Origin of the sequence: uncultured Amnibacterium sp., from assembly GCF_964245895.1 — a bacterium.
GTDB lineage: Bacteria > Actinomycetota > Actinomycetes > Actinomycetales > Microbacteriaceae > Amnibacterium.
The window spans coordinates 37,194-46,869 of sequence record NZ_CAXTOQ010000008.1 but is presented as its reverse complement, the minus strand read 5'-3'; the positions used below and the strand labels follow the sequence as shown (position 1 = coordinate 46,869).

Here is a 9,676-nt window from a genome sequence, read left to right as displayed (position 1 = left end):
ATGCCCTCCTCCGTGGCGAGCCGACGCGCGAGATCGACCGACTGCGCGATGTCGACGTCGACGACCTCGTCGATCACGCCGCGGTCGAGGATCGCCGGCACGAAGTTCGGGCCGATGCCCTGGATCTTGTGCGGGCCGGGCGCGCCGCCGTTCAGGATCGGGGACTCCGCGGGCTCGACCGCGACGATCCTGATCTCCGGCTTCCGCTCCTTGAGGTAGCGGCCGGTGCCGGTGATCGTGCCGCCGGTGCCGACGCCGGAGACGAACACGTCGACGGCGCCGTCGGTGTCCTCCCAGACCTCGGGCCCGGTGGTCGCGTAGTGGATGGCGGGGTTCGCCTCGTTCTCGAACTGCTTGGCGAGCACGGCGCCGGGGCGCTCCGCCGCGACCTGCTCGGCGCGCGAGACGGCGCCCTTCATGCCCTCGGACGGCGGGGTGAGGATCAGCTCGGCGCCGTAGGCGCGCAGCAGCTTGCGGCGCTCGATGGACATCGACTCCGGCATCGTCAGCACGACCTTGTAGCCGCGCGCCGCGCCGACGGCGGCCAGGCCGATGCCGGTGTTGCCGCTCGTGCCCTCCACGATCGTGCCGCCGGGCAGCAGCGCGCCCGACCGCTCGGCCGCGTCGACGATCGCGATCGCGAGCCGGTCCTTCACGGAGGAGGAGGGGTTGTAGAACTCGAGCTTCGCGTAGACCGTGGCGTCGATGCCGGCGGTCAGGCGGTTGAGGCGGACGAGCGGCGTGCGGCCGAACGCCTCGGTGATGGATGAGTAGGTGCGTGCCATGACTGCCTTCGACGGTGAGACGGGACGGGACCGAGGCGAAGCCTAGGACGACCCGCCGGGAGCGTCGCGGGGTGTTACGCCGTTCGACACGCCGCAGCCCTCTGCGGACTTTCATCCTGCGGGATGAGATCCCCCGGCCCGCGCACTCCTGCCGACCCGCGGACGTAGCCTCGGGCGCATGCAACGCCGTCTTCTCCGCTGGGTGCCGGCCGTCGTCGCGCCGGTCGTCGTGGCCGGTGCGATCACCGTGCCGCTCGTCGCCGCCGCCGCGCCGCCGGACCTGGCGGCGAAGACCCCGGCGCAGGTCCTGCAGCTGGTCGCGAAGGCGAAGGACGTCGCCGGGTTCAGCGGCACCGTCCGGCAGACCTCGGACCTCGGGCTGCCGTCGATCCCGTCGACCGGTGCGGGCACCGACAGCGACACCGCGTCCGCCCTCGACCTGCTCACCGGCACCCGCACCGCCCGGGTGGAGGTCGCCGGCGACACGAAGGCGCGCATCGCAATCCTCGACGACTCCGCCGAGCGCGACGTGATCGCGAACGGCCGCAGCGTGTGGGTGTGGAGCTCCGACAAGGGCACCGCCCTGCACGTGACCGCCTCCGGCACCGCAGCGGCGCCGGAGCGCGAAGGCGCCCTGCCCACGCCGTCCGAGGCCGCCGAGCAGCTGCTGGCGAAGGTGGACGGCACGACGCGGGTCTCGGTCGACACGTCGCAGCGCGTCGCCGGGCGGGACGCGTACACGCTCGTGCTCACGCCCCGCACGACCGCGACGACCATCGGTTCCGTCCGGATCGCGGTCGACGCGACCACGGGCCTGCCGCTCGACGTGCAGGTCGTCGCGCGGGGCGCCTCCTCCCCCGCGTTCGAGACCGGCTTCACCGCCATCGACTACACGGTGCCCGCCGCCTCCCGGTTCGAGTTCACGCCGCCGTCCGACGCGAAGGTGACCACGAAGACCGTCGCCCCGGGCCGGCACGCGCAGCGCGGCGAGCCGGACGCCGCCGCGCGCCCGGCCGTCTCCGGCTCCGGCTGGGCGTCGGTCGTGACGCTGGGCGCCGACGCGGTGCCGTCCGACCTCGCCTCGAACCCGACGGTCCGCCGCCTCACGACCGAGGTCGCCGACGGCCGCGTGCTGCACTCCTCGCTCGTCAACGTGCTGCTGACCGACGACGGCCGGGTGCTGGCCGGCGCGGTGCCCGTGTCCGGGCTGCAGTCCGCCGCGGGGTGAGCGCCGCCTCCGCGATCGAGACGGAGGGGCTCGGCAAGCGGTTCCGCGGCCACGACGCCGTCCGCGACGTCGACCTCGCGGTCCCGACGGGCAGCGTCTACGGCTTCCTCGGCCCGAACGGGTCGGGCAAGACGACGACCATCCGCATGCTGCTGGGCCTCGTGAACCCGACCGCGGGTCGGGCGGCGCTGCTCGGCGCGCCGATGCCCGACCGCGCCGCCGCGGTGCTGCCGAGGGTCGGCGCGCTGGTGGAGGGGCCCGGGTTCGCCGGGTACCTGTCCGGCGCGGCGAACCTCGCGCGCCTCGACTCCGCCGATCCGCTCGCCGAGCGGCGCACCCGCCGGCGCCGGGTCGCCGACGCCCTCGAGCGGGTCGGGCTGTCCGCCGCGGCGAGCAAGCCCGTGAAGGCGTACTCGCTCGGCATGAAGCAGCGGCTGGGCATCGCGAACGCGCTGCTGCGCCCGCGCGAGCTGCTCGTGCTGGACGAGCCGACGAACGGCCTCGACCCGCAGGGCACGCGCGAGGTCCGCACGCTCGTCCGCAGCCTCGCCGACGAGGGCACCACGGTGTTCGTGTCGAGCCACCTGCTGGCGGAGATCGAGCAGATGTGCACCCACGCGGCCGTCATGCGCTCCGGCCGCCTCGTCGCGCAGGGCACGCTCGACCAGCTGCGCGGCGCCGCAGGGGACGACCGCGTCCACCTCCGCACCCCCGACGACCAGGCCGCGATCGCCGTACTCGCCCGGCTCGGTCTCGAACCGGGCCGCTCGGGGGCGGAGGTCGTCGCGCCGCTCGGCGGCAGGGCCGTGGAGGAGGTCGTCGCCGCGCTCGTCGCGGCCGGCGTGCGGGTGCGCGGCGTCGAGACCGCCAGGGCGAGCCTCGAGGACCGCTTCGTCGCGCTGACCGGGGAGGGCTTCGATGTCGGGTCGTGATCCGGTGCGCACGCGTCCACGCCTCGGCGCCGCGCTGCTGGCCACCGAGCTGACGGTGCTGTTCCGGCGCAAGCGGACCTGGGCGATGCTGCTGGCGCTCGCGGCGGTCCCGCTGCTGATCGGCGTCGCCATCCGGCTGTCGTCCGACGGCGGGTCGGAGCGCGGCCCCTCCTTCCTGACCCAGATCGCAGGCAACGGGGTGTTCCTCGGCGTGGCCGCGCTGGTGCTCGCGATCCCGCTGTTCCTGCCGCTGACGGTCGGGGTCGTCGCCGGCGACACCATCGCCGGGGAGGCGGCGCAGGGCACGCTGCGGTACCTGCTCGTCGCACCGGCGGGCCGGCCCCGCCTGCTCGCCGTCAAGTTCCTCGGCGCGGCCGCGTTCTGCTTCGCCGCGCCGCTCGTCGTCGCGATCGCCGGCTTCGTCGTCGGATCGGTGCTGTTCCCGATCGGTCCCGTCACGCTGCTGTCCGGCGACCAGGTGCCGCTCGCCGACGGGATGCTCCGGCTGCTCGCGATGGCCCTGTACGTGGGAGTCGCGATGCTCGGGCTGACCGCCGTCGGCCTCTTCGTCTCCACCCTGACCGACGTGCCGGTCGGCGCCATGGCGGCGACCGTCGTGCTGGCGGTGACGAGCCAGGTGCTCGACCAGCTGCCGCAGCTCGCCTGGCTGCACCCGTTCCTGCTGTCGGACTCCTGGCTCGGGCTCGTCGACCTGCTGCGGGAGCCGCCGGGGTGGAGCACCTTCGGCGGGAACGCGCTGCTGCAGGTCGCCTACGTCGTCGTGTTCGGCGCGCTCGCCTACGGGCGCTTCACGACCCGGGACGTGCTGGCGTGACCCGCCGGGAGCCGGGAGGGCTCCGAAGCACCTGCGGCGCACGGCGGCGCTAGGTTGATCGCGGGTCCGCGGGGGGCCGGCGGGGAAGGTCGGACACGGTGAAGATCATCAGCTACAACCTCAGGGAGCACACCGCCAGGGGCGAGCTCGAGGCGATGGCGGACCGGCACGACGTCGACGTGCTCGCGCTGCAGGAGTGCGACCACACCGACATGCCGCAGTCGATCGGCCACCTCGAGCTGATCGAGCAGACGCGCACGAACCGGCTGGGCCTGGCGATGTACGCGCGCGCCGACCGGTTCGACATCAAGGCCAAGCAGGTCTTCGCCCTGCGGAAGTCGATGCACGACCGCGTCCTGAAGCCGGCGAACGAGCGGCTGCTGGCCGCCCACCTCCTCGACCGCGAGACGGGGATGGAGGTGCTGGTCGGCGACTTCCACGCCGCCCCGCTCAGCGCGACGAACGCGCTGCGGCGGAAGCAGATCGCGGCGGCGCACGAGGGCATGCGGGCGATGCGGCCCGGCGCCCCGTCGGTGATGGTCGGCGACTTCAACTACCCGTGGTTCGTCCGGGGGCTGGAGCGGCGGCTCGCCGCGACCGGCTACCAGCTGACCCGGATGCCGTCGCCGACGTACGTGAGCCTGCGCTTCAGCGGCTACTTCGACTTCGCGACCTCCAGCGGCTTCGAGATCAGCGACGTCGAGGTGCTGCCGCAGGGCCGCTCCGACCACCTCCCGATCAGCCTGACGGCGCGCATCGCGGCCTGACCGGGCGCCTGCTGTCGCGGCAGCGAACCTGGGTATCCGCTGCGAGAAGCTTGAGCGCTCGTCCAGCGTGCTGGGCTTACGGTGCGGACCATGTCGACGACAGCATCGGCGGAGCGACGGAGCATCCGCAGCCTGATCCCGGCCCGCATGGACCGCCTCCCGTGGACGCGGTTCCACTGGACCGTGGTCGTCGGCCTCGGCGTCTCCTGGATCCTCGACGGGCTCGAGATCCAGCTGGTCTCCGCGAACGGGTACCAGCAGCAGCTGGGGATGGACTCGTTCGAGGTCGGCCTGACCGGCAGCATTTACCTGGTCGGCCAGGTCGTCGGCGCGCTCGTCTTCGGCCGGCTGTCCGACCGCCTCGGCCGGCGGCGCTTCTTCATCCTCACGCTGGCCCTGTACCTGGTCGCGTCGGCCATCGGCGGCCTCGCGTTCGCGCCCTGGTTCCTCTGGATCTTCCGCTTCCTCGCCGGGATGGGGATCGGGGGCGAGTACACCGCGATCAACTCCGCGATCGACGAGATCATCCCGTCCCGCTTCCGCGGCCGGATCGACATCGCGATCAACGGCACCTACTGGGCCGGTGCGGGGCTCGGCGCCGTGGCGAACGTCTTCCTGCTCGCCGACGGCACCGCGCTGACCGAGTCCGGCTGGGGCTGGCGGATCGGGTTCTTCATCGGGCCGGTGCTCGGGCTGCTGATCATCTTCCTGCGGCGCAACATCCCGGAGAGCCCGCGGTGGCAGATCACCCACGGGCGCGAGCAGGAGGCGGAGGCGAACGTCGACCGGATCGAGCAGGAGGTCGCCGCGGAGTCGGGACGCCCCCTCGAGCGGGTGCCGGACGACGAGGCGATCGACATCCCCGTGCACGACCGGGTGCCGTTCCGCGTCGTCTGGTACACGTTCACGCACCTGTACCCGAAGCGGGCGCTGGTGGCCTTCACGATGCTGATCACGCAGTCGTTCCTCTACAACGCGATCTTCTTCAGCTACGCGCTCGTCCTCGTCAACTTCTACGACGTGCCGAAGGGATCGGTCGCCTTCTACTTCCTGCCCTTCGCGCTCGGCAACCTGCTGGGGCCGCTGGTGCTCGGACGCCTGTTCGACACGATCGGCCGCCGCCAGATGATCTTCGCGACCTACGGGATCGCGGCCCTCGTCCTCGGGGTGACCGCCGCGCTGTTCTCCGCGGACATCCTGAGCGCGACCACCCAGAGCGTGCTCTGGACCGCCGCCTTCTTCTTCGCGTCGGCCGGGGCGTCGTCCGCCTACCTCACGGTGAGCGAGACGTTCCCGCTGCAGGTGCGGGGGCAGGCGATCTCCTACGTCTTCGCGGTCGGCCAGCTCGCCGGCGCCGGGGCGAGCGCGCTGTACGGCGCCCTCGTCGGCGACGGCTCCGACCGCGGCCCGCTGACCTTCGGGTACTTCCTCGGCGCCGCGATCATGCTGGTCGGCGGCGTGATGGCCCTCGCCTTCGGCGTCGCCGCCGAGGGCAAGGCGCTCGAGGACATCAGCGACGTCGACTTCATCGACAAGGTCGAGGCGCACCTGTCGAGGTCCTGACGGCGGCGGACGGGCCGCCGCTACGCCTCCAGCAGCCCCAGCAGGCGGTGGATCGCGGCGGCCGGGCCGATCGTGCCGTGGAGCCCCTCGTGGTGGCCGGTCTCCAGGAAGATCGAGCGGAGCATCCCCTCGACGCCGTCGTCGACGCCGGGGGCGCCCTCGAGCCAGGCGGTCCAGACGCTCTCCGACCACTGGCTCGCGGCCCGCGCGTGCCCGCCGTCCGAGTGCTGCCGCACGCCAGCCTCCGCGACGTCGAGCACGGTGAGCCAGCGCCGCGGCGGCGCGGGCGGGTCGAACGCCGGCCAGGCGGGGGTGGGATGCCCCATGCGGCGGTGCACCGCCCGCACGTCCTCGGCGCTGAAGCCGTGCTCGAGCGCGAGCCACAGGCCCGCCAGGCTGTAGGCGACGCGGATCGGCGGGGCGCCGCCGCCGGCGTGCTGCGCGCCGTAGGTGTCGACCGTCAGCTGATGGAAGCGCAGCATCACGGGGTGCTGGAACTCGAAGCCGAGGATCTCGTCCAGCACGGCCTCGCACGCGGGCGTCGCGTGCAGCCGCGCGGGCTCCTCGTGCGCCGCGTCGGGCAGCACGATGCCGCAGCCGGGACACGTGGTGCGGAGGCGCACCCCGCAAGCGTCGCACGTGCCTTCCTCCGCGGATCCTGATCGGCGCGCAGCACCGGCGAGGAGGTCGCTCAGACTGTCGGCATGCACCGACGCACCGCCCTCGGCGTCGCCCTCGCCGCGGCCGCCGCCCTGCTCACCGGGTGCACGTCCTCGACGCCCTCGGCCCCCGCGCCGGCGCCGACCGCCTCCGGACTCGCGAGCACGCGGCTGGCGGTGCCGGAGGCGCTCGCCGACGGCCCCTTCGCGGAGCCGCGGGAGGTGCAGGCGCCGACGGGCTGGACGGTCTCGCTGTGGGCGCGGGTCGACGGCGCCCGGCTGGCGGCGTGGACGCCCGACGGACGGCTGCTGGTCAGCAGGCCCGAGTCCGGCGACGTGCAGCTGCTGACCCCGCGCGCCGACGCCACGGCGCCGCCGCGCATCACGACGCTCGTCGACGGGCTGACCCGCCCGCACGGCCTGGCGTTCGACGGCGACACCCTCTACGTCGCCGAGAGCGGCCGGGTCGACGCCTACGACTACTCCGGCGGCGCCGTGTCGGGGCGCCGGACCCTGGTCGACGGCCTGCCGGACTCCAGCACGCCCGAGCTGCGCGGCGCCTACGGCCACGAGCTGAAGAGCGTCGCGGTCGGGGACGACCACGCGGTGTACGTCTCCGTCGGCAGCACGGGCAACACCTCGGCGGAGGACCGCTCCGCCTCCCCCGAGCGCGCCGCGATCCTGCGGGTGCAGGACGGCCGGACCACCGTGTTCGCGAGCGGCGTGCGGAACGGCACCGGGCTCGCGGTCGCGCCGGACGGCGGGGTGTGGACCGCGGTCAACAACCGGGACCGGATCGCCTACCCCTACGACCGCCCGTTCGGCAGCGGCGGCGGCTTCGCCCTGGGCCAGGTGCTCACCGACTACGTGAACGACCACCCGCTCGAGCCGGTGGCGCGGCTGACCGAGGGGCGCGACCTCGGCTGGCCGTACTGCAACCCGGACCCGGACGTCGAGCCCGGGGTCTCGGGCACCGCCCTCGACTTCAGCGACCGCTCGTTCGTCCGCGACCAGGAGCTGAACGCGGACGGCTCGAAGCTCGACTGCGGCGCCCTGCAGCCCGTCGAGCAGGGGCTGCCCGCGCACTCGGCCCCGCTCGGCATGAGCTTCACGCCCGACCTGCCGCAGCCCTGGGGCGCGGGCGCGCTCGTCGGCGTGCACGGCTCGTGGAACCGGAACCCGCCCCAGGCGCCGTCCGTCCAGTTCCTGCCGTGGCGCGACGGCACGCTGCAGGAGGCGCGCACGCTGCTCGGCGGGTTCCAGGCGGCGGACGGCAGCCGGTGGGGGCGGCCGGTCGCCGCGGTCGCCGGCCCGGACGGCGCGGTCTACGTCACGGACGACGACGCGGGCGCCGTGTACCGGATGGTCCCGGCCTGATCCCCCGCTCGTCCGATGCCGGTGCCAAGGTGGTGGCACCCGGTCCAGCGAAGGAGCTCCCATGACCGCGAACGTCAACCCCTACCTCAACTTCCGCGGGTCGGCCCGCGAGGCGCTGACCTTCTACGGGTCGGTCTTCGGCGGCGAGCCGCGGATCAGCTCGTTCAAGGACTTCGGCATGCCCGTCGGCGAGGGCGAGGAGGACCTCGTCATGCACGGCCAGGTCGATCTCGACGGCGAGCCGCTGCTGATGGGCTCCGACGTGCCGAGCCACATGGGCTACACCGCCGGCGAGAACACCTTCTCCGTGTCGCTGTCCGGCGACGACGAGGGGACGCTGACCGGCTGGTGGACCGCGCTCTCGGCCGGCGCCGACGTCCAGCAGCCTCTGGAGAAGGCGCCGTGGGGCGACAGCTTCGGGATGCTGAAGGACCGCTTCGGAGTCTCCTGGCTGGTCAACATCTCGGGCGGCGCCGCCTCCTGAGTCGGGCAGGATCGATCGGGTGCCCCGCCTGATCGTCCCCCTCCTCACCTCCGCCGGCCTGCTCGGCGGCTTCGGCGTCGCCCGGGCCACCGGCGTCCGGTGGGCGGGCGGCGCCGTGCTCGGCGGGGTCGGCGCGGCGGTGTTCACCGTGGTCCTGCGCCGCGGCGGCGCGGCCAGGGCGACCGCCGTGACGCTCGCCTACCTGGGCGCCTTCGGCGGCTCGCACCCGCTCGCGAAGCGGCTGGGCGCGTGGCCGTCGGTGGTCGCGGTGGCGGCCGCTACAGCGGTCCCTGCCGCGCTCCTCGCCGAGCGGTAGCGGCCGGACCCGTCCGCGCTAGAAGAGGGTCATCGCCGCGAAGTACGCGGCGGTCAGCGCGATCAGGCCGGACAGGACCGAGAAGGTCACCCGGGCGCGCCACCGGCCCGGGAACCCGCCGACCGACTGCGCGACCAGGCCGGTCACGAAGAGCGCGGCGAACACGCCGATGAACGCGCCGGACACGATGAGGGCGGCGGTCGTCGGGTCGCCGGGGCTCTCGAACGTCACGTAGACGAAGAACACGGCCGCGATGTGGACCGGCATCGACAGCAGGGTGAGCACGAAGAACGCGATCACGCCGAGCAGCCGGCGCGGCGCCTGGTTCCGCTTCGGTCGCTGCGCGCTCTGCGGAGGCAGGCGCTGGGGCTGCTGCTGCTGCTGGGGTCGCTGCGGCGACGGGGTCTGCTGGCCGTACGGGTAGCTCGAGCTGCCCGGAGGCAGGGGCTGCTCGTGCGGGAACGGCGACGTCCGCCGCGGTGCCGGGGAGGCACCGTCCGCGTACGGGTAGGTGCTGCTGCTCGGCGGCGCACCCCGGTACATGCGGGGGTCGTGCGATCGGCTGCTGTCCACGTCCCTACGCTCTCATCGACCTGCTCGTGCGGTTCCGCAGGCGCGCCCCGTTGCCGGAACGTGACCTGTGCGGGGGTGATCCTTCCTCGAACGGCGCCCGCCCCGGCGGCGACTGGCCGACCGCGGCGGATCCGATGGTCGCACACGACCCCGACGA

Annotated in this window: 11 protein-coding genes; 8 read left to right on the top strand and 3 right to left on the bottom strand. The window is 73.8% G+C overall.

Going from position 1 to position 9,676, the window contains the following annotated elements:
- Nucleotides 1-785 (bottom strand): cysteine synthase A (gene cysK, locus ACFE60_RS02580; protein WP_375387276.1); only part of this gene is annotated, 785 nt, incomplete at its 3' end.
- A 178-nt stretch (nt 786-963) separates the two neighbouring features.
- Between cysK and ACFE60_RS02575 the strand changes: the two genes are divergently transcribed.
- From ACFE60_RS02575 to ACFE60_RS02555, 5 genes are all read left to right on the top strand, one after another.
- Nucleotides 964-2,013 carry an outer membrane lipoprotein carrier protein LolA gene (locus ACFE60_RS02575; protein WP_375387275.1) on the top strand — a complete coding sequence of 350 codons (1,050 nt, stop codon included), beginning with the start codon at nt 964-966 and terminating at the stop codon, nt 2,011-2,013.
- Nucleotides 2,010-2,945 (top strand): ABC transporter ATP-binding protein, encoded by a 936-nt coding sequence (locus ACFE60_RS02570; protein ID WP_375387274.1) that lies wholly within the window; start codon nt 2,010-2,012, stop codon nt 2,943-2,945. Before ACFE60_RS02575 ends, ACFE60_RS02570 begins: the two co-directional genes overlap by 4 nt.
- Nucleotides 2,932-3,780, top strand: coding sequence for an ABC transporter permease (locus ACFE60_RS02565; protein WP_375387273.1), 849 nt, complete (start codon nt 2,932-2,934; stop codon nt 3,778-3,780). Before ACFE60_RS02570 ends, ACFE60_RS02565 begins: the two co-directional genes overlap by 14 nt.
- Nucleotides 3,781-3,878: 98 nt before the next feature.
- Nucleotides 3,879-4,547: an endonuclease/exonuclease/phosphatase family protein gene (locus tag ACFE60_RS02560; RefSeq protein ID WP_375387272.1), complete on the top strand. Its 669-nt coding sequence runs from the start codon at nt 3,879-3,881 to the stop codon at nt 4,545-4,547.
- Between the two features lie 90 nt (nt 4,548-4,637).
- A complete protein-coding gene (locus ACFE60_RS02555) occupies nt 4,638-6,110 on the top strand; it encodes an MFS transporter (protein WP_375387271.1) in 1,473 nt (490 codons plus the stop codon).
- A gap of 20 nt (nt 6,111-6,130) precedes the next feature.
- Here the strand turns inward: ACFE60_RS02555 and ACFE60_RS02550 are convergent, their stop codons facing one another.
- Entirely contained in the window at nt 6,131-6,733 is a 603-nt protein-coding gene (locus ACFE60_RS02550; protein WP_375387270.1) for a DUF5946 family protein, read from the bottom strand.
- An 81-nt stretch (nt 6,734-6,814) separates the two neighbouring features.
- On the opposite strand from ACFE60_RS02550, the gene ACFE60_RS02545 reads away from it, so the two are divergent.
- The 3 genes from ACFE60_RS02545 (at nt 6,815) to ACFE60_RS02535 (ending at nt 8,946) form a co-directional block, all read left to right on the top strand.
- The gene (locus ACFE60_RS02545; RefSeq protein ID WP_375387269.1) at nt 6,815-8,146 is read left to right on the top strand and encodes a PQQ-dependent sugar dehydrogenase; all 1,332 of its coding nucleotides are present in this window, start codon (nt 6,815-6,817) and stop codon (nt 8,144-8,146) included.
- Nucleotides 8,147-8,207: 61 nt separating this feature from the next.
- A complete protein-coding gene (locus tag ACFE60_RS02540) occupies nt 8,208-8,630 on the top strand; it encodes a VOC family protein (RefSeq protein ID WP_375387268.1) in 423 nt (140 codons plus the stop codon).
- 19 nt (nt 8,631-8,649) lie between these two features.
- Nucleotides 8,650-8,946, top strand: a complete 297-nt coding sequence (locus ACFE60_RS02535) for a hypothetical protein (RefSeq protein ID WP_375387267.1) — start codon at nt 8,650-8,652, stop codon at nt 8,944-8,946.
- A gap of 18 nt (nt 8,947-8,964) precedes the next feature.
- Here ACFE60_RS02535 and ACFE60_RS02530 read toward each other — a convergent pair whose 3' ends face one another.
- A complete protein-coding gene (locus ACFE60_RS02530) occupies nt 8,965-9,519 on the bottom strand; it encodes a hypothetical protein (RefSeq protein WP_375387266.1) in 555 nt (184 codons plus the stop codon).
- Between the last annotated feature and the right edge of the window lie 157 nt (nt 9,520-9,676).